This window comes from Methylopila henanensis (assembly GCF_042681025.1).
GTDB classification, from domain to species: domain Bacteria; phylum Pseudomonadota; class Alphaproteobacteria; order Rhizobiales; family Methylopilaceae; genus Methylopila; species Methylopila henanensis.
Genome location: NZ_JBHUER010000002.1, coordinates 217,798 through 237,630, shown reverse-complemented (window position 1 = coordinate 237,630; position 19,833 = coordinate 217,798). Strand labels below are relative to the sequence as shown.

The following is a 19,833-nucleotide window of genomic DNA, read 5'->3' as shown; positions in this document are numbered from 1 at the left end:
GTCGCCATGGTCATTAAGTATTTATGCTGATTTAACTCAAGTCATGGATGTTTGTTAAGTATAGCGGCGATGAAAGGTTGCCGGCCGGGGCGGTCGCTGGCATGTTTTCGCCACGGCCCGGTGGGGGAATGGCTACCCGGGGGACGGGAACGTTCCCCTATCCTGGTTCAAATCCAGGCTGGGCCTCCAGATCGATAAAACGGCGGTCCGCCATCGACGGGCCGCCGTTTTGTCTTTTCGGGCGGCCGAACGCGTCTTCGTGATAGTGCATATGCACTGTTCTGGAGAGCAGAGCGGGACTCTCCGGCCGCGCGTCGCCAACAGTCTGCGCGCACGCCATTTCCGGTCGTTTGGACAGCCTCGCTGTCAGGTCGTCGCCGGAGGCGGTCGTCGGGCCGCCGCGACGAACTTCGCCTTGGCGGGCCGCGATCCCGGCCTTTAGATGGGCCGTTTCCGCGTCCCGCCCGGGTGAGACCGCCGATGAACGACGTGCATGAGCCGCTGCCAGACCCGGCCGCCGCGCTCGAGGCTCGCGAACGCGAGCTGAAGCTCGAGGTCGCGCCGGAGACGCTCGTGCGGCTCGCCGCCGCGCTGCGCGAGCGCGGCGCGGCCAAGCGGGGCGTGGCCGCCCGTCTCGTCAGCGCCTACTTCGATTCCGACGACCGCGCGCTCAAGCGGGCGGGCGTTTCGCTGCGCATCCGGCGGCGGGGCAGGGGCTACGTCCAGACCATCAAGCTCGGCGGCGCGGGCGTCGGCATGTTCGACCGCGCGGAGTGGGAGCGGCGCGCGCGCGGGCCTGAGCTCGCGTTGTCGCCGGGCGAAAACCTGCTGCTCGCTTCCGCGCTCGGCTGCGAACCGTCGGCGCTGCCGGCGCTGGCCCCGGTCTTCACGACCAATGTGAAGCGCGCCGTCCACCTGCTCCAGCGCGGCGCGTTCGTGGTCGAACTCGCCCTCGACGAGGCGGCGATCGAACTCGCGGACGCGCGCTACGCCTTCGCGGAGCTGGAGATGGAGCTGCTCGGCGGAACGCCGGAGGAGCTGTTCGCACTCGCGAGGGACCTCGGATCGGTCGCGCCGCTTCGCCTCAGCGCGCTCAGCAAGTCCGCCCGCGGCTATGCGGCGCTCGACGGCGCGCTCGGACGGCCCGCCAAGGCCGGCGACGCCCCGATCCGCGCCGGCATGTCGGTCGAGGAGGCCTTCATCGCCGCCGCGACCGACTGCGTCGTCCAGTTCCGCCTGAACGAGGACGTGCTGCTTTCAGCGCCGGAGCCCAAGGCCGTGCATCAGGCGCGCGTCGCGCTGCGCCGCCTGCGCTCGGCGTTCTCGCTGTTCAAGCCCGTGGTGTCGGACGCCCGGAGCGAGGCGCTGCGGGCCGAGCTGAAATGGCTCGCCGGCTCGCTCGGCGACGCGCGCGATCTCGACGTGTTCGCGGAAGGGCGGCTCGCCGCGCTGGGCGAGGGCGACGAGCCGGAGCCCGGCCTCGCGGCGCTCGCGGCCCGCGTGGAACGTCAGCGCGGCGAGGCCTACGCCGCCGCCGACGCGGCGCTTCGCTCGCCCCGCGCGCGCGGCCTCATGCTCGATCTCGCGGAATGGCTCGCGATCGGGCCGTGGCGCGCCGACGCCGCGACGGCCGACCTGCGCGCCACGGCCATCGAGGCGTTCGCGGCCGATACGCTCGCCAAGCGCCGAAAGAAGGTGAAGAAGGCGGGCAAGGCGCTCGCGGCGCTCGACCCGCACGCGCGCCACCAAGCGCGCATCGAGGGCAAGAAGCTGCGCTACGCCGCCGATTTCTTCGCCGAGGTCTTCACCGAGCCCAAGGCGCGCAAACGGCAGGCCGCGTTCGCGAAGCATCTCGCGGCGCTGCAGGAGCATCTCGGCGATCTCAACGACATCGCGACGGCGCGCGCCCGCGCCCGCTGGCTCGCCATCGACGCGGCGGCCGAGGGCGACGGCGACGCCGCCTTCGCCGCCGGCGCGATCGCCGGCCACGCCGACGCCGACGCGCGTGGCCTCCTGGCGGCCGCCGGCAAGAGCTATTCCGCGCTCATGAAAGCCGAGCCCTACTGGCGCTGACCGCGCGACGCAAAAAGGGGCCGTGCGGCGACGACCCCTTCCGTCAGGCGCGAAGGCCTTGCGTCACTTCTTGTTGTGGTCCGAGCCGGGCGTCGCTCCGGTCGCGCCGGGTGAGTGCTTGTCCTTGTCCATCTTGCCGCCATGGGCGCCGTCGGCGGCGGTGGTGCCGCCCTCGGTCTGGCGCTTGACGTCTTCCTTGCTCGTGGCGGTGCCCTTCACGGCGTTGTCCATCGCGCCGGTGGTGCCGGGGCTCATCTTGCCGGACGAGCCGGCCTTGTCCGGCGCCGTCTTCTCCGCCGGATTGGCGCCCTGATCCACCGTGGAGTTCGTCTGCGCGAGGGCCGGACCTGCGCCGACGGCGAGGGCCGAGGCCAGCGCGAAAGCTGCAAACGTCTTCATGATCGCTCCCATGGTCTGTTTCTTATGGTTCTCAAACGATGCGCGCGCGGCATCGTTCCAAACGCATTGAAGTGCAGACACACAGGTGAGCGGCGGCGGGGTTCTCAGGCCTTGATGCGGGTCATCGCCGGGTCATAGAGCGGCTTGAGGAACGGCGTCGCCGGCACGAAGACCCCGGCGACCTCGAGCTGATAGTCGCCTGACAGGACATGAGCCGCGTCGACGCCGGCCGGGTCGCGGACGTAGCCGTAGCCGATCGGCTTGCCGATCGTGTGGCCGAACCCGCCGCTCGCGAGCCAGCCGACCCGCGCGCCGTCGCGCAGAATGGTTTCACGCCCGAGCAGGGTGACGCCAGGATCGTCGACCGTGAAGCCGGCCAGCAGCCGCGGCGACGGCGCCCGCGCCTTCTCCACGAGCGCGTCGCGGCCGAGGAAAGGCTGGCCGGACTTGAGCTTCACCGCCCAGCCGAGGCCCGCCATCTGCGGCGTGTGGTCCGGCCCGATCTCGGAGCCCCAGGCGCGATAGCCCTTTTCGAGCCGGAGCGTCTCGATCGCCCGGTAGCCCGCGGGGGCGATCCCGTGCGCCGCGCCGGCCGCCATCAGGGCGTCATAGGCGGTGGCGGCGAACTCGGTCGGCACATGCAGCTCCCAGCCGAGTTCGCCCACATAGGTGACGCGCAGCGCGAGCGTCGGCGCGCCGGCCACCGCGATCTCGCGGCAGGTCGCGAACGGGAATCCCTCGTTCGAGACGTCGTCGCGCGTCACGGCCGCGAGCACGTCGCGCGCGCGGGGACCGAACAGGCTGAGCACGGCGCGCGACGAGGTGACGTCGATCAGATGCGCGTCGCAGTCCGCGGGGATGTTGCGGGCGATCCAGTCGAAGTCGTGTGTCGCGAAGCCGGTGCCGGTGACGATGTAGAAGCGGTCCTCGGCGAGGCGCGCGACGGTCAGGTCGCATTCGATCCCGCCGCGGGCGTTCAGCATCTGCGTGTAGGTGAGCGAGCCGACGGGCTTCGCGACGTCGTTGGCGCAGATCCACGACAGCGCCTTCTCCGCGTCGCGCCCGACCAGCAGGAACTTCGCGAAGGACGACTGGTCGAACAAGGCGACGCGCTCGCGGCAGGCCGCGTGCTCGCGCGCGACCGCGTCGAACCAGTTCGGCCGTTCGAACGAATAGACGTCCCGGGCCTCCTCGCCCGGACCCGCGAACCAGTTCGGCCGCTCCCAGCCGAGCTTCTCGCCGAACGCGGCGCCCGCCGCCTTCAGCCGGTCGTAGAGCGGGGAGCGGCGCAGCGGCCGCCCGCTCGCATGCTCCTCGGACGGCCAGGCCATCGCGTAGTGCTTGGCGTAAGCTTCGAGCGTGCGGGTGCGGACATAGGCCGTGTCGCGGCAGTTCGCGCCGAAGCGGCGGATGTCCACCGGCCACAGGTCATAGGGCGCGTCGCCCTTCGCCACCCATTCGGCCAGCGCCATGCCGGCGCCCCCGCCGGCGGCGATGCCGAAGGCGTTGAAGCCGCAGCCGACGAAGACGTTCCGCGTCTCGGGCGCCTCGCCGAGGATGAAGTTGCCGTCGGGCGTGAAGCTCTCGGGGCCGTTGATGAGCTGCTTGACGCCCGCGGTCTCGAGCGCCGGCACGCGGCCGAGCGCGAGCCGCATCATCGGCTCGAAATGGTCCCAGTCCTCGCCCAGAAGCTGGAACTCGAAATCCTGCGGCGGCCCGTCGAGCGCCCACGGGATCGGGTTCGGCTCGTAGCCGCCCATCACGAGGCCGCCGACCTCCTCCTTGTAGTAGGTCAGGCGGTCGGGATCGCGCAGCGTCGGCAGGTTCCGCGCGACGCCCTCGATCGCCTCGGTGACGATGTACTGGTGCTGGACGGGCACGAGCGGAATGTTGACGCCCGCGAGCGCGCCAATCTCGCGCGACCAGAGCCCCGCGCAGATCACGAGCTTCTCGCAGGCGACTCGTCCGCGCGTCGTGGCGATAGCGACGACGCGGCCGCCCTCGACCTCGACGCCGGTGACGCCGGTCTCCTCGACGATGCGGACGCCGCCCTGACGCGCGCCGCGCGCGAGCGCCTGCGTGATGTCGGACGGGCTCGCCTGTCCGTCCGTCGGCAGGAAGGCGGCGCCGACGACGTCGTCGACCGACATCAGCGGCCAGAGCTCCTGCGCCTCCTTCGGCGACAACAGCTGCATCTCGAGCCCGAAGGAGCGCGCGGTGGTCGCCTGCCGCTTCACTTCGGTCCAGCGGTCCTCGGTGCAGGCGAGCCGCAGGCCGCCGTTCATCTTCCAGCCGGTGGCGAGCCCGGTCTCGGCCTCCAGCGACTTGTAGAGCTTCACGCTGTCGCCGAGCAGCTGGGTGATGTTGGCGCTGGAGCGGAGCTGGCCCACGAGGCCGGCGGCGTGCCAGGTCGAGCCGGAGGTCAGCCGCCCGCGTTCGAGCAGCAGCACCTCGCCGGCGCCGAGCTTCGCGAGATGGTAGGCCGTGGAGCATCCGACGATGCCGCCGCCGATGACGACGATGCGGGCGGAGGAGGGCAGGTCGGTCATGCGTCATCCATGTCGGTGAAAGCGCGATAGGCGCGCTCGAAGCGCAGCAGGTTCTCCGCGGTGTAGCCGCGGTAGTCGAAATCGATGGTCGAGGAGAGCTCGGAGGCCATGCTCCACAGCGTCTCGCGCAGCAGCGAGGCGGTCAGCATGGCCTGGAAGCGCAGCCGCAGCGCGTCGTCCGGCGGCCGGTCGTAGTAGAGCGTCAGCAGCGTCTCGCGCTCGGCGGGGGAAAGCTCGTTGTTGGAGGCGAGGTTGCCGAGGTCGAACAGCGGGCTGTTGAAGCCGGCGTAGTCCCAGTCGATCAGCCACAGCCGCGCGCCGTCGTCGAGGAAGTTGCCCGGCAGCAGGTCGTTGTGGGCGAACACCATCTCGGTCGGCCCGACCGTCGCCTCCAGCCGCTCCGCGATGGCGGAGAAGCGCGGCAGGTCCGCGACGAAGCGATGTCCGCCCTCGCGCAGTCCGTGGATGTAGTCGCGCAGCACATGGAACGGCCAGAACGCGAGCGCCGGTCCCCGCAGATGGCGCTGGGTCTCGCGATGCGTCCGCTTCACGAGCTCGACGACGCGCGGCAGCTCGGCGCGCACGTCCTCGGCGGTGAGGGTGCGGCCGGCGACGTGGTCGATCACCAGCACGCCGTCGGCCGCGTGGCGGACGGCCGGCGACACGCCCGCCGCGTGGGCGGCGACGCTCGCGGCGCGCTCGTTGAAGCGCATCACGCCATGGACCGGAATGTCCTCGCCGATGCGCGCCACATAGCGCCGGCCGTCGTCTTCCACGAGGAAGTTGTGGTTGGTGATGCCGCCGTCGAGGCGGACCGGCTCGACCGGCCCGCGCCAGATGTCGAGCGCGCGTATCCGCGCCTCCGCGTCGCTGCTCACGCCAGCCCGAGCCTCCGTTTCGTGCGCTCCGCGCCTGCGGCGATGAGCCGGTCGGCGATGATCCCGATGAAGGCGACGCACAGCCCCGCCACCAGCCCGCGTCCCACATTGGCCTGCGCCAGCGCGGAATAGACCTCCTGTCCGAGGTCGCGGGTGCCCACGAGCGCCGTGATCACCAGCATCGACAGCGCCAGCATCACGGTCTGGTTCAGCCCAAGCAGGATGTCGGGCAGCGCCAGCGGCAGGCGGATGCGGGTCGTGATCTGCCGGCGCGTGCAGCCGCTCATGGCGCCGGCCTCGATCAGGGCCGGCGGCACGCGCGCGACGCCGTGCGCGGCGTAGCGGATCGCCGGCGCGATGGCGTAGAGCACGATCGCGATCAGCGCGGTGAAGTCGCCGACCCGAAACAGCATCACGATCGGGATCAGGTAGACGAAGGACGGCAGCGTCTGCAGCGTGTCGATCACGGTCTCGACGGCGCGCCACAGCCGCGGGCGCCCCGCCGCCGCGAGGCCGATCGGCACGCCGATCGCGGCCGCGATCGCGACCGAGACGCCGCAGAGATAGACCGTCGTCATCGCCGCCGGCCAGAGGCCGGAGAGCGCCACGAACAGCGCAAGCGCGCCGACCAGCAGGCCGAGCCGCCAGCCGCCGAGGCGCACCCCCGCGAGCGCGACGAGCGCGATCACCCATGGCCAGGGCAGGGCCAGCAGGAAGCGCTTCACCGGCAGCAGCACGTTCAGCAGCACGGCGGTCTTCACCGCTTCCAGCGCGCCGAAAAAGGTGACGTTGATCCAGCGGACGAGGTCGCTCCAGTAGGGCGCGGTCGACAGCCGCCAGTCGTCGGGATAGGCCGCGAGCGCGGGAGCCGCCGCGGCGAGCAGCCAGAACCCCGCGGCCGCCGCGAGCGCCGCGGCGAGGGCGAAGCGGCGCCGGCGCAGCCGGCGAGGATCGCGCTCCGGCGCCGCGCCCGTCTTCGCGGCGAGCGCCTGGGCGAAGCGGTCGAGCAGCACCGCGAGCACGGTGATGGCGAGCCCCGCCTCGAGCCCCGCGCCGATGTCGAGCCGCCGGAGCGCCGCCAGAACGTCGTAGCCGAGCCCGCCCGCGCCGATCATCGAGGCGATGATCACGACGTTCAGCGACAGCATGATCACCTGGTTGACGCCGACCATCAGCGCCGGGAGCGCCGAGGGCACCAGCATCTTCCAGGTGGTCTGCGCCCGGGTGCAGCCGGTCATGACGCCGAGGGCGCGGATCTCCTCCGGCACGGCGCGGATCGCGAGGATCGTCACCCGCACCATCGGCGGCATGGCGTAGATCACGGTCGCGATCAGCGCCGAGACCGGGCCGAAGCCGAACAGGATCAGCATCGGCAGCAGATAGGCGAAGACCGGCATGGTCTGCGACAGGTCGAGGATCGGCCCGACCGCGCGCTCGAGGCTTCTCCAGCGCACGCAGGCGAGGCCGAGCAGCAGGCCGCCGACGGCGCCGAGCAGGCTCGACACCAGCACCGAGGCGAGCGTGATCATCGCGCTCGCCCACTGGCCGAAGACCGCGAGGTAGAGCAGGCCGGCCGCCATCAGCACGGCGAGCCGCGCCCCGCCGGCCGCGTAGCCGCCGGCGACCCCTAAGAGCAGCAGCGAGAGCCACGGGATCGGCGGCACGACGCCGCCGATCCCTGTAGCGAGCAGCGCCTTGGCGGCGGCGAGCGGCAGGTCGAGCGTCCAGGCGATCGCGCGCGTCAGGTCGCGCACGCTGAACAGGCCGAGGCTCGCTTTGTCCATCAGCCAGCGCATGAACTCGGAGATCTCGCGCGCGAGCGGCGGCTGCCATGCGACGGGGACCTTCACGGTCCAGGCCGGCAGGAAGCCTGCCGGCGCCAGCGCGAGCGCCACGGTCGCGAGGATCACGGCCGGCCACAGCAGGCGGCCGAGCGGCGGGCGGCCCCATTTCGCGACGGACGGGCTCGCCTCAGCGTAGCTCATGCCGCGCCGCCCGGCCGCTCCCGGCCGACGAGCACGTCGATCATGGCGACCCGGTCGATCGCGCCCAGCACCCGGCCGTCCTCGACCACGGCGAAGGGCTTTTCGGACCGCTCGACGTCATGGGCGAACGCGGCGATGCGGTCGGTCGCGGCGACTTCGCCGGCGAAGTCCGCGCCGGCCGGCGGCGCCGTCATCACGGCCTTCGCGGTGAGGATCTTGGCGCGCGGCGCGTCGCGGGTGAAGGCGCGGACGTAAGGCGTGGCGGGCGCCAGCACGAGCTCCTCGGCCGAGCCGATCTGCTCGACGACGCCGTCCTTCATGATCGCGATCCGGTCGGCGATCCGCGCGGCCTCGTCGAAATCGTGGGTGATGAACACGATCGTCTTCTTGAGCAGGCCCTGCAGCCGCAGCACCTCGTCCTGCATTTCGCGCCGGATCAGCGGATCGAGCGCCGAGAACGGCTCGTCGAGGAACCAGAGGTCCGGCCCGACCGCGAGCGAACGGGCGATGCCGACGCGCTGCTGCTGCCCGCCCGACAGCTCGCGCGGAAACCGGTCCTCGCGGCCCTCGAGCCCGACGAGCGCGATCATCTCCCGCGCGCGGGCGTCGCGCTCGGCCTTCGAACGGCCCTGCACGTCGAGCGGGAAGGCGACGTTGCCGAGCACGGTGAGGTGCGGCAGCAGCGCGAAATGCTGGAACACCATGCCCATCTGGTGGCGCCGGATCGCGATGAGCTCGGCCTCGGACAGGGTCTTGAGGTCGCGCCCCTCGAACAGCACGGCGCCTGCGGTCGGTGGCGTCAGACCGGCGAGGATGCGCACCAGCGTCGACTTGCCGGAGCCGGACAGCCCCATGATGACGAAGGTCTCGCCGCGCGGAATCTCGATGCTGACGTCGGCGACCGCCGCGGTGATACCGGCGGCGGAAAGCTCCGCCGGGGTCGCCGCGAGCCGGCCGTCGCGCAGAAAGCGCTCCGGCTTCGGCCCATACAGCTTCGAGACCTCGCGCGCGGCCAGGATCGGATGCGCCATGGCCCCGGACCCTTGCGTCACATGCCCAGCCACTTCTTCCAGCGGGGCTCGTTCTTCGCCATCCAATCGTCGACCACGGCCTCGACCTTCTCGCCGTTGAGGTCGACCTTGGCGGCGAGCTCGCCGATCTCCTCGTTGGTGAACTGGTAGGCCTCGATCGCCTTGTAGGCGCCCGGCCACTTCTTGGCGACGCCGGTCCAGGCCGCCTTGTAGATCGGGCCGCGCGGCTTGGCGCAGTCGTACTTCGCTTCCTTGTTCACGCCCCAGGCGGGGTCCTCGTAGCAGGCCTTCTCATAGGGCGGGAACTTGACCCACTCGCCCTTGTATTTGATCGGCGCCCAGTGCGGCGCATAGATCCAGAGCAGGATCGGGGCCTTGCGTTCGTAGGCCGACTGCAGCTCCGCGAACATCGCGGCGTCGGTGCCGGCGTGCACCACCTCGAAGTCGAGCCCGAGCGCCTGCACGCGCTCCTCGTCGTAGCCGCCCCAGGTCACCGGGCCGCCGAGGTAACGTCCCTTCGGCGCGGTCTCGGGGATCGAGAACACCTCGGCGCAGCCCTTCAGGGCCTCCCAGTCCGGCAGGCCGGGGCACTTCTCCTTCATGTAGTCCGGGAACCACCAGTCCTCGATCGCCTGCATGCCGGTCTCGCCGACATTGACGACGCCGCCCTCGGCGATCGCGGCGTCGAGAGCCTCCTTCGCGGTGGTCGCCCAGACTTCCATCGCCACATGCAGGTCGCCGGTCTTCATGCCCGCGAACTGGGCGAGGTAGTCGGCCTGCACGTATTCGACGTTGTAGCCGGCCTTCTTGAGCGTCTCGCCCATGAGCCGGGTGGTGATGAGCTGGCCGGTCCAGTCGTGAAGGGTCAGCTTGATGGGGTCCTTCGACTCGACCTCGGCCCTGGCGGCGGGGGCCGTCAAGGCGAGGGCGAGGAGTCCGGTCGTCAGTACGCGCGTCACGTCACGAAACATGGCTCGGCCTCCCGGCTGCTGTGGTCTACGCCACGTTAGGCCATGCAGTTTGGGCGCCAAGTCGTGATGAATACACAGAACATGTGGATTTGAGTTGTTGCGTCCGCACGAAATCCACATGATGCCCACGAAAGCAGCGGGGGAGCGCATTCCGATGGATCAGACGCGGCGCCAACGGGCGATCCTCGACCTCGTCCGCGACGAGGACGTCACCCGGGTGATCGACCTCGCCGAGCGCCTCAGCGTCTCGGACGAGACCATCCGGCGCAACGTCAAGGACCTGGTGGCGGAGGGGCTTCTCGTGCGCCGCCACGGCGCGGTCGCGCTGGCCGAGGCGATGGCGGACGCGCCGTTCCGCCGCCGGCTGCGCGTCAACGCCGCCGCGAAGAAGGCGCTCGCGTCGGCGGTGGCCGAGCGGGTGCGCGACGGGCAGGCGCTGATGATCGACACGGGATCGACCACGGCCTACGTCGCCCAGGCCCTCGCGCAGCGGCGGCGCCGGCTCACGGTGGTGACGAACTCGATCGAGATCGCGCGCCATCTCGTCGGGCGCCACGGCAACCGCGTGTTCATGGCGGGCGGCGAGCTGAGCACCGATCTCGCGGCCGCGGTCGGCGCGGAGGCGGCCGCCTTCATCCGGCAGTTCCGGGCCGATCTCGCGATCCTCTCGATCGCGGGCGTCGACCCGGCCGGCCAGTTCACCGACTTCGATCTCGACGAGGCGCGGATCGCGCGCGCCATGATCGACGGCTCGGCGGAGCGCCTGATCGTCGCGGACCACAGCAAGTTCGGCCGCCGCGCCGGCGTGACCATCTGCGAGCCGTCCGAGATCGGGACGCTGGTGGCCGACGAGGCGCCGCCGCCGGACGTGGCCGCCTGGCTCGCCGGCGCCGGCGTCGAGACCGTGATCGCGCCCCGCGCGCCGGCGTCGCCCGAGGCGTGAGCGGGCCCGGAGCCGGCTGAGCTACGAGGGATGGCGCCTCAGGTATCTGGCATGCCAACCCTTCGAAAGTCTCATGCGACCAAGGCGCCGCGGGGGCGGGGAGCGTCTTGGCTGCCCTTTCCGACCTATGCTAGCCCTTGATCGAGAGCACGCCGTATCGTGCGCGTCCGCGCCACGAGCACTGCGATGATGTCCGCAACGGTTCGCGAACGGCGCGCCGGCGGACGCTCGCCCCATTCGAGGAGGAGCCGTCCATGTCCGCAACCGACGCCAAAGCCCAGTCGTCCGAAAACCGTTTCTTTGGCGCGTCGGTCGCCGAGGTGGATCCCGAGCTCGCGGACGCCATCAAGTCCGAACTCGGCCGCCAGCGTGACGAGATCGAGCTGATCGCTTCCGAGAACATCGTCTCCAAGGCGGTGCTCGAGGCGCAGGGCTCCGTGCTGACCAACAAGTACGCTGAAGGCTATCCGGGCCGCCGCTACTATGGCGGCTGCCAGTATGTGGACGTGGCCGAGCAGCTCGCGATCGACCGCGCCAAGAAGCTGTTCAACGCCCAGTACGCCAACGTGCAGCCCCATTCGGGCGCGCAGGCCAACACGGCGGTGTTCTTCGCCCTCATGCAGCCGGGCGACACGTTCCTCGGCCTCGACCTCGCCGCCGGCGGCCACCTCACCCACGGCGCCAAGGCCGCGCTGTCGGGCAAGTGGTTCAACGCGGTCAACTACCACGTCAAGCCGGACACCCACCTCATCGACATGGAGGAGGTCGCCCAGCTCGCCGAGCAGCACAAGCCGAAGGTGATCATCGCCGGCGGCTCGGCCTATCCGCGCCAGATCGACTTCGCGGCCTTCCGCGAAATCGCGGACCGCGTCGGCGCGTACTTCTTCGTGGACATGGCGCACTTCGCCGGTCTCGTCGCAGGCGGCCAGCACCCGAACCCGCTCGATCACGCGCATGTGGCCACCACCACCACCCACAAGACCCTGCGCGGCCCGCGCGGCGGCATGATCCTGACCAACGACGAGGCGCTCGCCAAGAAGTTCAACTCGGCGGTTTTCCCCGGCCTGCAGGGCGGCCCGCTGATGCACGTCATCGCGGCCAAGGCGGTGGCCTTCGGCGAGGCGCTGAAGCCGGACTTCAAGATCTACGCCAAGAACGTGATCGCGAACGCCAAGGCGCTCGCCGAGAACCTCAAGGGCCACGGCTTCGACATCGTCTCCGGCGGCACCGACACGCATCTGATGCTCGTCGACCTGCGCCCGAAGAAGCTCACCGGCAAGGTCTCCGAGATCGCGCTCGGCCGCGCCCACATCACCTGCAACAAGAACGGCATCCCGTTCGACCCCGAGAAGCCGATGGTCACCTCGGGCATCCGCCTCGGCACGCCGGCGGGCACCACCCGCGGCTTCGGCGTCGCGGAGTTCCAGGAGATCGGCGACATGATCGCCACGGTCCTCGACGTGCTCGCGCAGAAGGGCGTGGACGAGGATTCGGAGGTCGAGGCCAAGGTGCGCGGCCAGGTCGCGAGCCTCGTGGAGCGCTTCCCGCTCTACGCCGACTGATCCTCAAAGCGCGACGGTCCGGTTCCGCCGGGCGATCGGGCGGCCCGTCTTCCATCCGGGAGGCGGGCCGTTTGCGTTCACGCCGGGCTCGTCAGGCCCGGCGAAGCCGGGTATCCACGCCTGACGCGGCGCCTCGGGAAAGTCGTGGACGCCCGGGACAGGCTCGGGCATGACGCCGGGGCGAAAGCCGCATCGCGAAGGATTGCCCCATGCGTTGTCCGCACTGCGGCGCGCCTGACACGCAGGTGAAAGACTCCCGCCCGGCCGAAGACGATTCCTCCATCCGGCGCCGCCGGGTGTGCGGGGTCTGCGGCCAGCGCTTCACGACCTTCGAGCGGGTCCAGCTCCGCGAGATGACGGTTGTGAAGCGGTCCGGCCGCCGCGCGCCGTTCGACCGCGACAAGCTCCACCGCTCGCTCGCCGTCGCGCTCCGCAAGCGCCCGGTCGATCCGGAGCGCATCGAGCAGATGGTGTCCGGCATCGTGCGCCACCTCGAGAGCGGCGGCGACGCCGAAATCTCCTCCGAGACGATCGGGCAATACGTCATGGAGGCGCTGAAGAGCGTCGACGACGTCGCCTATGTGCGCTTCGCGTCCGTCTACAAGAACTTCCGCGAAGCCAAGGATTTCGAAACGCTTCTGGACGAGCTCGCAGGCGACGAAGCCTCCGGCGGGACGCGCGCGTGAACGCCTCGACGCTCATGGAGCGCGCCGTCGCCTCCTCGGAAGACGAGCGCTGGATGGAGGTCGCGGTGGCGCTCGGGCGCCGCGGCCTGGGGCGGACCGCGCCGAACCCGCCGGTCGGCGCGGTCCTCGTCGCGCCGGGCCTGCGCGGCGGCTCCGTCGTCGGGCGCGGCTGGACGCAGCCGGGCGGCCGTCCGCACGCCGAATCCCGCGCGCTCGCCTGGGCGGGCGAGGCGGCGCGCGGCGCGACGCTCTACGTCACGCTGGAGCCCTGCAGCCATTACGGGCGCACGCCGCCCTGCGCCGACAGCCTGATCGAGGCCGGCGTCGCGCGCGTCGTCGCGGCCATGGCCGATCCCGACCCGCGCGTGAACGGCCGCGGCATAGCGCGCCTGCGGGAGAGCGGCGTGCTGGTGTCGGTCGGCGTCGGCGCGTCGGACGCCGCCCGCCTCAACGCCGGACACGTGGCGCGCGTCTCCCTCGGACGTCCCCACGTGACGCTCAAGCTCGCGGTGTCGCCGGACGGCAAGGCGGGGCTCGCGGGGCGCCGCCCGATCGCCATCACCGGCGAGATGGTCCGCGCCCGCGTCCACATGATGCGGGCCGAGGCGGACGCGATCATGGTCGGCGTCGGCACCGTGCTCGCCGACGATCCGTCGCTGACGTGCCGGCTGCCGGGGCTGGAGGACCGATCGCCGGCGCGCGTCGTGCTGGACACGGACCTGCGCACGCCGCTTCGCGCGCGGCTCGTCCGCACCGCCCGCGAGGTCCCGACCTGGATCGTCACGGGCGAGGACGCGTCGGCCGACGCGGAGCGCCGCCTCGCCGAGGCGGGCGTGCAGGTCATGCGCGTCGAGCGCTGCCCGGGCGGCCGGCCGGAGCTCCTGCCGGCGCTCAAGCTGCTCGCCATGCGCGGCGTCACCCGGCTCATGGTCGAGGGCGGCCCGATCCTCGCGGGCGCCCTGCTGCGCGCGGACGTGGTCGACGCCGCGACCGTGCTGACGGGACCCGCTCCGCTGGGCGAGGACGCCATCGATGCGCTCGACGGCCTGCCGCTCACGGCGATCACCGAGGGGCCGCGGTTCCGCGGGGTTGCGCGCGAGCGGATCGGCGACGACATCTGGGCCGACTACGAGCGGGCGTGACTCGCCCGACCAAGCGCAGTTACGAGAAGCGAGGATGCGATGTTCACCGGGATCATCACCGACGTCGGCCGCATCGTCGGCCGCGAGGAGGCGGGCGAGGTCGTCCGCTTCGCCGTCGCGTCGCGCTATGACGCCGCAGGGATCGCGCTCGGCGCCTCCATCGCCTGCGATGGCGTCTGTCTTACCGTGACCGCGGTCGAGCCGACGGAGGAGGGCGCGCGCTTCTCCGTGGACGCCGGGCCGGAGACGCTGCGCCTCACCACCGTGGGCGATTGGGGCGAAGGCGCGCGCGTCAATCTGGAGCGCGCGCTCCGGATCGGCGACGAGCTCGGGGGCCATCTCGTGCTCGGCCATGTGGACGGCGTCGCCGAGATCGTGGGGCGCGAGGACGGCCCCGACACGATCCGCTTCACCCTGGCGGCGCCGGCCGACGTCGCGCGTTTCGTCGCGACCAAGGGCTCGATCTGCCTCGACGGGGTCTCGCTCACCGTCAACACGGTCGAGGGCCTCGTGTTCTCGGTCCATCTCATCCCGCACACGCTTGCGGAGACCGCCTGGGCCGGGAAACGGCCGGGCGATCGCGTCAACCTCGAAGTCGACATGATGGCCCGCTACGCCGCGCGCCTTGCCGAGGCGCGCGCGCTCGGCTACTGACCTGCTCCTCTTGGACATCCGAGGCTGACGTACCCATGGCCGAACCGAAACGCCGTGTCGGCGGCGTCGAGCAGACGCCCGCGCGCGTGCTCGTCGTCGAGGCGCGCTTCTACGACGAGATCGCCGACGAGCTGCTGAAGGGCGCGACCGCGCGCCTCGCGGCTTCCGGCGCGACCTACGACGTCGTCAGCGTGCCGGGCGCGCTGGAGATCCCGCCGACGATCGCGATCCTCACGACCGCCGCGGCCTCCCGCCACCAGCCCTACGACGCGGCGGTGGCGCTCGGCTGCGTCATCCGGGGCGAGACCACCCACTACGAGATCGTCACCGAGCAGAGCGCGCGCGCGCTGATGGACCTGTCGGTGGCGGCGCGGCTGCCGCTCGGCAACGGCGTCCTCACTGTCGAGAACGAGGCGCAGGCGCTGGCGCGCGCGCGCGTAGCGGAGATGGACAAGGGCGGCGACGCGGCGGAGGCCGCGCTCGCGGTGCTGCGCCTGAAACGCGCCGCGGGGTGCGTCTGAGCCATGGCCAAGGGCGAAATGCGCTCGGCGGCCCGCCTCGCGGCGGTGCAGGCGCTCTACCAGATGGACATCGCCGGCACGCCGCTGCCGGACACGCTCGCCGAGTTCGAGGCGCACTGGATCGGCAAGGAGGTCGACGGCGAGGAGTACAAGCCCGCCGAGGCCGCCTTCTTCCGCGACCTCGTGCGCGGCGTGCTGAAGGAGCAGCGCGCCCTCGATCCGCTGGTGGACGAGACCCTGCAGCAGGGATGGCCGCTCAAGCGCGTCGAGGCGATCATGCGCGCCATCCTGCGCGCCGGGGCGTTCGAGCTCGGCAAGCGGCGCGACGTGCCCGCGAAGGTCGTCATCACCGAGTATGTCGACATCGCCCACGCCTTCTTCGAGCGCGACGAGGCCGGGATGGTCAACGCCGTGCTGGACGCGATCGCCCGCAAGGTGCGTTCCGACGACTTCGCCAAGGGCTGAACGGCCCCGTTCGACATCGCCTCAAAAAAGGACGAGGCCGGCTCCGTGGGGGAGCCGGCCTCTGACGCGCGTCCGGTCGGGGACGGGTGGGGACAAGGACCGAACGCGCGGGTCTCGTTCGAAGGGTCGGCGCTTACGGCGCGGCGGCGACGCCGATCGGGTTCACGCCGTCGCCGAGCAGGACCCACTGGTTCGGATCGGACTGGGACTGGCGCTTGACGAAGGTGTAGCCGGTCTCGAACCACGGCTTGACGTCGTCGGCCTGGTTGTCGAGCGCGTAGTCGCCGCGGTCGGTCACGACTGTCAGCACGGCGTGGCCGTCGCCCTTGAGATCGCGGACCACCGTGATCAGCAGCGACTGGCGCGGCCAGCCCGCCTCGATCAGGGTGCGGCGCTTCAGCAGGACATAATCCTCGCAGTCGCCCTTGCCCTCGGTCGGGTAGGTCCAGAGCTCCTCGACGCCGTAGAGCTCCTGGTCGGTGACCGGCGCGATCTCGGCGTTGATGCGCCGGTTGACGCGGTCGAGCTCGGCGATGCGCGCAGCGGTCAGCTTCGCCTTGACGGGCTTCATCGGCTTGGTCGCGCATTCCTCCGGCTGGGCCTTGCAGAACTGCAGCCAGCCCATGGGGGCCTTCGCGCTGCTGATCACCTCCATCGAACTCGCCGACGCCAGCTTGACGTTCTGGGCTCCAGCGACGTCCATGGTGAATCCGCTGGTGACAAGTCCAAACAGAATATAAATCGCGCCCTTCTTGAAGAATTTCGACATTGTCGTCTCCCGTCCTGTCCCGGGAAACAACCTCTCACACTCGATTTGATGTCGGTCTAAGTGCAGATCGCGAGTTTTAGCAACGAGATTTGTATTTCAGAAATAAATAGGTGAGGAATGCTTTACACATTCATAGCGTGATTTGTTTACCAAGCGAGTTATGGCCAAGAAGGGCAGGGGAAGACTTGGTTCGCCAAAAGTTAACGGCGCCGGCCTTTTCAGGGGGGCGATTTACGCCACGTCAACCATAGCGGAAGACGCCTCGAACGGCGGACGACGCCGCGGAAACGAAAAAGGCCGCCCGGAGGCGGCCTTGCAGCGGAAATTCAGCGGACGGGGGCTGATCAGCCGAACTGTTCGTTCAGCGTCTCGATGCTCTGCGTGCGGTTGAACTCGACGGCGACGCCGTTCTCGAGGTGACGCACGATCCGTCCGGCCGTCCGCCCCACCATCACCGGCGAGCCGACCGGCGGCTGCAGCGCGATCATCACCGCCGCGCCGGACAGGGACACGTCGATCAGGCGGCAGTCGTGCGGGACGCCGTCCTCGGTCGTCAGCGTCGAACGCGGGTTGCGCGGGATCAGGCGCTCGTGGCGCCGGTCTTCCGGCAGCCCGAGGATCTGGCGGTTGGCGAGCCAGGTCAGTTGCGCCGCCAGCTTCTCGCGCTTGCGGATGGTGGCGCGGACCGTCATGGCGAAGCCGTTGGCGACCGGGCGCACCATGACGCCTTCGACGCGGCCGACATGATCGAGATAGGCCACGACGCGTTCGCCGGGCTGCGCCGGCACCGGCGCGATCAGCGCCACGCCGCCGGGCGACATGTCGAGCGTCTGGCAGGGATACTCGCGCTGCGACGACAGCATGTATCGGCCGAGTAACGAGACCTTCACCCGCTGATGGCGGCGTTGCTCGTCTGCAAGCGACGTCTTCAAGGCAAACATTCGGCCGCTTTCCGCGTAAGCGCGGCGCCGCCGGCCCCCCGGGGCGCTCCGTGCCTGAGAACCCTAAGTCGACGCGGTTAACGCGCGGTGACTCTGGCGTCTTTTGGAGCCGCGGACGTCACCGGCCGCCGTCGAAGACGAGGAAACGGCCGATGCGGCGGGCGGCGCCCAGGATCGTGTGCGGCGGCGGGGCCTCCGGAGGGGTCTCGACGAAGCCGCGGCGGCGGCCGGTCGGCCAGATCATCCGGAGCGAGCTCAGCTCGAGCCGGGTCACCGGGCATGCGCCGATCCAGTACGGGGTCTCGACCGGCGACAGCGCGCCGAGCACGCGCGCATGCGTCCGCCCGCGATGCCGCAGCGGCAGCAGCGCGAGTTCGAGATCGACCCGGCGGGCGAGCTCCGTGAAGCCCACGGCGCCGAGAACCGCGACCGCGGCGTCGTCGGTGACGGAGGCGAGCGTGTCGACGATCGTGGTGCGGTCGGGCTCCGCCCACAGGCCGGCGAAGGGCGTTCCCTTCATCTCGGCGCCGGTGACGGCGCAGATGCGCGAGCCAGCGAGACGGAACGGATAGCCGGCGGCCGGGTCGACCGCGAGGATGAAGGTGTCGCCGAGCGCCGTGCGAATGGCGCCCGGATCGACGTCGGATCGCTCCGGAGCCGACCGGCTGCCGCGCAGCCGGTTCCAATAGGCGAACAGTTCGCGCGTGGACGCAGCCTTCATTTCGGCTCACCTCGTATCATTGTGGCGCCCCCATTCCCGCCTTGGCACGCAAAGCGGGTCGGATCGCCGGACTCGAGGAGGATTCAGCAGGTCGCATGCCACGAATCGCGGCCGGCTCCGTAAACGGAGCGCTTGCAATCGGCGCCGGTTCCGGCGAGCAGTACTGCCTCCGGAGCGCCCGTGGCGCCCGACGTGCGGCGAGGCGGCGTGGAACGGCAGCGGGAACCGATCTTCAACATCCCGCTGTCGGTGTCGGCGCCGATCGCGCTGTTCGTCGCGATCCATCTGGTCCGGCTCGCGCTGACCGACGAGCAGGACCTTTGGCTCCTGCTCCACGCGGCGTTCATCCCGGCGCGCTACGACGCGGCCTCGCCCTACGCCGCGGAGCTCGCGGCGGCCGGCGGCGACGCGGCCGGGGTCTGGACCTTCCTGAGCTACGCCTTCCTGCACGGCGACTACATGCATCTCATCGTCAATTCGGTGTGGATGCTGGCCTTCGGCAGCGCGGTGGCCTGGCGCTTCGGCGCGGTCCGCTTCCTGCTCTTCTCGGCGATCTGCGCCGTGGCCGGCGCGGCGACGCATCTCGCGGTCCATTTCGGCGATCCGATCCCGGTGATCGGCGCGTCGGCCGCGATCTCCGGCCACATGGCGGCCGCGTTGCGCTTCGTGTTCGCGGCGACCGGCCCGCTCGGCGTGTTCCGCCCGCACGGGCGCGAGGCGTTCTTCGCCCCTGCGGCCTCGCTGCGGCAGACGCTGCGGCTGCCGCAGGCGATCGTGTTCCTCGCCGTCTGGTTCGGCTCGAACATCATTTTCGGGCTGGGCGCGATGACGCTCGTGGGCGAGGGCGCGTCCGTCGCCTGGGAGGCGCATATCGGCGGATTCGTCGCCGGGCTGCTGCTGTTCCCTTTGATTGATCCTAAAGTCGTCCGCTTCGACCGCGTTTCACAGGCCCAAGCGGGCTTGCGCCCGCCGCCCGAGGGCCCGCATGATGACGGAGACGGGGCCCCGGGACGGCCTTAAGGCTCGCCAAGCAGACCGACGCCCTCCCGCCGGCCACCCGCGCACGAGGCCACAAGCCTCGAGCGAGCGAACCTATGGGAGGCTTCAATGACCGTGGCGCGCATTCTCGCCCTGAAGGGCTCCGACGTGGTGACGGCCTCGCCGCACCGGACCATGGGCGACATCGTCAAGCTGCTGGCGGAAAAGCGCGTCGGCGCGGTGATCATCGCCGGCGCCGACGGCTACATCGCCGGGATCATCTCGGAGCGCGACGTCGTGCGCACGCTCGCTCAGAAGGGCGCGGACGTGCTGGCCGACGCCGTTTCCGAGCACATGACGCGCGCCGTCGTGACGGCGGGCGCGGACGAGACCGTCGATGAGATCATGGACCGCATGACCGAGGGCAAGTTCCGCCACGTCCCGATCGTGGAGGGGCGCCGGCTCGTCGGCATGATCTCGATCGGCGACGTCGTGAAGCACCGCATGGCGATGGCCGAGGCCGAAGCCTCTGCGATGCGCGACTACATCGCGACCGCCTGACCGC

The 19,833-nt window shown here is 70.7% G+C and carries 19 protein-coding genes and 1 tRNA gene; 11 read left to right on the top strand and 9 right to left on the bottom strand.

Features of this window, described 5'->3' with window-relative positions:
• Window positions 1-114 precede the first annotated feature (114 nt).
• A tRNA-Ser gene (locus tag ACFSCV_RS03800) sits at window positions 115-189 on the top strand.
• Window positions 190-480: 291 nt separating this feature from the next.
• Complete coding sequence (locus ACFSCV_RS03795) at window positions 481-2,073, top strand: CYTH and CHAD domain-containing protein (RefSeq protein ID WP_378797159.1); 1,593 nt, start codon at window positions 481-483, stop codon at window positions 2,071-2,073.
• A gap of 63 nt (window positions 2,074-2,136) precedes the next feature.
• Here ACFSCV_RS03795 and ACFSCV_RS03790 read toward each other — a convergent pair whose 3' ends face one another.
• The 6 genes from ACFSCV_RS03790 to ACFSCV_RS03765 all read right to left on the bottom strand — a co-directional run bounded on the left by ACFSCV_RS03790 (window position 2,137) and on the right by ACFSCV_RS03765 (window position 9,886).
• Complete coding sequence (locus ACFSCV_RS03790; protein WP_378797157.1) at window positions 2,137-2,472, bottom strand: hypothetical protein; 336 nt, start codon at window positions 2,470-2,472, stop codon at window positions 2,137-2,139.
• A 104-nt stretch (window positions 2,473-2,576) separates the two neighbouring features.
• Window positions 2,577-5,021 (bottom strand): GcvT family protein, encoded by a 2,445-nt coding sequence (locus ACFSCV_RS03785; RefSeq protein WP_378797155.1) that lies wholly within the window; start codon window positions 5,019-5,021, stop codon window positions 2,577-2,579.
• Entirely contained in the window at window positions 5,018-5,899 is an 882-nt protein-coding gene (locus ACFSCV_RS03780; protein WP_378797153.1) for a phosphotransferase, read from the bottom strand. Before ACFSCV_RS03780 ends, ACFSCV_RS03785 begins: the two co-directional genes overlap by 4 nt.
• On the bottom strand, window positions 5,896-7,884 hold the full coding sequence (locus ACFSCV_RS03775) for an ABC transporter permease (RefSeq protein WP_378797151.1): 1,989 nt from the start codon (window positions 7,882-7,884) through the stop codon (window positions 5,896-5,898). Before ACFSCV_RS03775 ends, ACFSCV_RS03780 begins: the two co-directional genes overlap by 4 nt.
• Window positions 7,881-8,915: a quaternary amine ABC transporter ATP-binding protein gene (locus ACFSCV_RS03770; protein WP_378797149.1), complete on the bottom strand. Its 1,035-nt coding sequence runs from the start codon at window positions 8,913-8,915 to the stop codon at window positions 7,881-7,883. Before ACFSCV_RS03770 ends, ACFSCV_RS03775 begins: the two co-directional genes overlap by 4 nt.
• A 17-nt stretch (window positions 8,916-8,932) precedes the next feature.
• Window positions 8,933-9,886 (bottom strand): ABC transporter substrate-binding protein, encoded by a 954-nt coding sequence (locus ACFSCV_RS03765; protein WP_378797147.1) that lies wholly within the window; start codon window positions 9,884-9,886, stop codon window positions 8,933-8,935.
• 154 nt (window positions 9,887-10,040) lie between these two features.
• Here ACFSCV_RS03765 and ACFSCV_RS03760 point away from each other — a divergent pair, with 154 nt between their 5' ends.
• From ACFSCV_RS03760 to nusB, 7 genes are all read left to right on the top strand, one after another.
• Window positions 10,041-10,829 (top strand): DeoR/GlpR family DNA-binding transcription regulator, encoded by a 789-nt coding sequence (locus tag ACFSCV_RS03760; protein WP_378797145.1) that lies wholly within the window; start codon window positions 10,041-10,043, stop codon window positions 10,827-10,829.
• Between the two features lie 254 nt (window positions 10,830-11,083).
• Complete coding sequence (glyA, locus tag ACFSCV_RS03755; protein WP_378797143.1) at window positions 11,084-12,391, top strand: serine hydroxymethyltransferase; 1,308 nt, start codon at window positions 11,084-11,086, stop codon at window positions 12,389-12,391.
• Between the two features lie 209 nt (window positions 12,392-12,600).
• Window positions 12,601-13,077, top strand: a complete 477-nt coding sequence (gene nrdR / locus ACFSCV_RS03750; RefSeq protein ID WP_271201811.1) for a transcriptional regulator NrdR — start codon at window positions 12,601-12,603, stop codon at window positions 13,075-13,077.
• A 14-nt stretch (window positions 13,078-13,091) separates the two neighbouring features.
• Window positions 13,092-14,219, top strand: a complete 1,128-nt coding sequence (ribD, locus tag ACFSCV_RS03745) for a bifunctional diaminohydroxyphosphoribosylaminopyrimidine deaminase/5-amino-6-(5-phosphoribosylamino)uracil reductase RibD (RefSeq protein WP_378797467.1) — start codon at window positions 13,092-13,094, stop codon at window positions 14,217-14,219.
• Window positions 14,220-14,258: 39 nt separating this feature from the next.
• A complete protein-coding gene (locus tag ACFSCV_RS03740) occupies window positions 14,259-14,873 on the top strand; it encodes a riboflavin synthase (RefSeq protein ID WP_378797141.1) in 615 nt (204 codons plus the stop codon).
• A 35-nt stretch (window positions 14,874-14,908) separates the two neighbouring features.
• Complete coding sequence (gene ribH / locus ACFSCV_RS03735) at window positions 14,909-15,394, top strand: 6,7-dimethyl-8-ribityllumazine synthase (RefSeq protein ID WP_378797139.1); 486 nt, start codon at window positions 14,909-14,911, stop codon at window positions 15,392-15,394.
• A gap of 3 nt (window positions 15,395-15,397) precedes the next feature.
• Window positions 15,398-15,859 (top strand): transcription antitermination factor NusB, encoded by a 462-nt coding sequence (nusB, locus tag ACFSCV_RS03730; protein ID WP_378797137.1) that lies wholly within the window; start codon window positions 15,398-15,400, stop codon window positions 15,857-15,859.
• Between the two features lie 133 nt (window positions 15,860-15,992).
• Here nusB and ACFSCV_RS03725 read toward each other — a convergent pair whose 3' ends face one another.
• The 3 genes from ACFSCV_RS03725 to ACFSCV_RS03715 all read right to left on the bottom strand — a co-directional run bounded on the left by ACFSCV_RS03725 (window position 15,993) and on the right by ACFSCV_RS03715 (window position 18,290).
• The gene (locus ACFSCV_RS03725; RefSeq protein WP_378797135.1) at window positions 15,993-16,628 is read right to left on the bottom strand and encodes a transglutaminase-like cysteine peptidase; all 636 of its coding nucleotides are present in this window, start codon (window positions 16,626-16,628) and stop codon (window positions 15,993-15,995) included.
• Between the two features lie 344 nt (window positions 16,629-16,972).
• Entirely contained in the window at window positions 16,973-17,569 is a 597-nt protein-coding gene (locus tag ACFSCV_RS03720) for a PilZ domain-containing protein (RefSeq protein ID WP_378797133.1), read from the bottom strand.
• Window positions 17,570-17,687: 118 nt separating this feature from the next.
• Complete coding sequence (locus ACFSCV_RS03715; protein WP_378797131.1) at window positions 17,688-18,290, bottom strand: PAS domain-containing protein; 603 nt, start codon at window positions 18,288-18,290, stop codon at window positions 17,688-17,690.
• A gap of 207 nt (window positions 18,291-18,497) precedes the next feature.
• Here ACFSCV_RS03715 and ACFSCV_RS03710 point away from each other — a divergent pair, with 207 nt between their 5' ends.
• Window positions 18,498-19,310: a rhomboid family intramembrane serine protease gene (locus tag ACFSCV_RS03710; RefSeq protein WP_378797129.1), complete on the top strand. Its 813-nt coding sequence runs from the start codon at window positions 18,498-18,500 to the stop codon at window positions 19,308-19,310.
• 87 nt (window positions 19,311-19,397) lie between these two features.
• Window positions 19,398-19,829, top strand: a complete 432-nt coding sequence (locus ACFSCV_RS03705; protein WP_378797127.1) for a CBS domain-containing protein — start codon at window positions 19,398-19,400, stop codon at window positions 19,827-19,829.
• The last annotated feature ends 4 nt before the right edge of the window (window positions 19,830-19,833 follow it).

Excerpts from the sequence above, each read along its gene's own strand:
- ACFSCV_RS03795 (WP_378797159.1), top strand. The coding sequence starts at position 481 with ATGAACGACGTGCATGAGCCGCTGCCAGACCCGGCCGCCGCGCTCGAG.
- ACFSCV_RS03790 (WP_378797157.1), bottom strand. The coding sequence starts at position 2,472 with ATGAAGACGTTTGCAGCTTTCGCGCTGGCCTCGGCCCTCGCCGTCGGC.
- ACFSCV_RS03785 (WP_378797155.1), bottom strand. The coding sequence starts at position 5,021 with ATGACCGACCTGCCCTCCTCCGCCCGCATCGTCGTCATCGGCGGCGGC.
- ACFSCV_RS03775 (WP_378797151.1), bottom strand. The coding sequence starts at position 7,884 with ATGAGCTACGCTGAGGCGAGCCCGTCCGTCGCGAAATGGGGCCGCCCG.
- ACFSCV_RS03770 (WP_378797149.1), bottom strand. The coding sequence starts at position 8,915 with ATGGCGCATCCGATCCTGGCCGCGCGCGAGGTCTCGAAGCTGTATGGG.
- ACFSCV_RS03765 (WP_378797147.1), bottom strand. The coding sequence starts at position 9,886 with ATGTTTCGTGACGTGACGCGCGTACTGACGACCGGACTCCTCGCCCTC.
- ACFSCV_RS03760 (WP_378797145.1), top strand. The coding sequence starts at position 10,041 with ATGGATCAGACGCGGCGCCAACGGGCGATCCTCGACCTCGTCCGCGAC.
- glyA (WP_378797143.1), top strand. The coding sequence starts at position 11,084 with ATGTCCGCAACCGACGCCAAAGCCCAGTCGTCCGAAAACCGTTTCTTT.
- nrdR (WP_271201811.1), top strand. The coding sequence starts at position 12,601 with ATGCGTTGTCCGCACTGCGGCGCGCCTGACACGCAGGTGAAAGACTCC.
- ribD (WP_378797467.1), top strand. The coding sequence starts at position 13,092 with ATGGAGCGCGCCGTCGCCTCCTCGGAAGACGAGCGCTGGATGGAGGTC.
- ACFSCV_RS03740 (WP_378797141.1), top strand. The coding sequence starts at position 14,259 with ATGTTCACCGGGATCATCACCGACGTCGGCCGCATCGTCGGCCGCGAG.
- ribH (WP_378797139.1), top strand. The coding sequence starts at position 14,909 with ATGGCCGAACCGAAACGCCGTGTCGGCGGCGTCGAGCAGACGCCCGCG.
- nusB (WP_378797137.1), top strand. The coding sequence starts at position 15,398 with ATGGCCAAGGGCGAAATGCGCTCGGCGGCCCGCCTCGCGGCGGTGCAG.
- ACFSCV_RS03725 (WP_378797135.1), bottom strand. The coding sequence starts at position 16,628 with ATGTCGAAATTCTTCAAGAAGGGCGCGATTTATATTCTGTTTGGACTT.
- ACFSCV_RS03720 (WP_378797133.1), bottom strand. The coding sequence starts at position 17,569 with ATGTTTGCCTTGAAGACGTCGCTTGCAGACGAGCAACGCCGCCATCAG.
- ACFSCV_RS03715 (WP_378797131.1), bottom strand. The coding sequence starts at position 18,290 with ATGAAGGCTGCGTCCACGCGCGAACTGTTCGCCTATTGGAACCGGCTG.
- ACFSCV_RS03705 (WP_378797127.1), top strand. The coding sequence starts at position 19,398 with ATGACCGTGGCGCGCATTCTCGCCCTGAAGGGCTCCGACGTGGTGACG.